The sequence below is a fragment of the Halalkalicoccus sp. NIPERK01 genome (assembly GCF_030287405.1).
Classification (GTDB): domain Archaea; phylum Halobacteriota; class Halobacteria; order Halobacteriales; family Halalkalicoccaceae; genus Halalkalicoccus.
Map to the genome: position 1 here is coordinate 1 of NZ_JASVVV010000053.1, position 247 is coordinate 247.

Annotated in this window: 1 pseudogene; it reads left to right on the forward strand. The window is 66.4% G+C overall.

The annotated features are described in order from the left end of the window. Positions 1-175, forward strand: a pseudogene (locus QRT08_RS18525) (transcriptional regulator); the annotation flags it as partial. Between the last annotated feature and the right edge of the window lie 72 nt (positions 176-247).

The window sequence follows — 247 nt, forward strand, 5'->3', positions numbered from 1 at the left end:
GGTCTCGAAGTACGAGGACGGCATGAACGCCTCGATCGCGGTCGCGATGGCCCTGGAGGTCCTGTACGATGCGCCCCTAACGAGCCCCGTCGAACTGATGGACGGCGCGGAGACGGTCCGCGACGCCGAACCCACCCCCGAGGCCCCTGCGGTCGACCCCGAGGACGAGGGAATCCCCGCCCGATCGGAAGTGCGTCGTGTAGGGTAAGAGTGTGTGTGGTGGTGTTGATCTCGGTGGTGGCGCTTT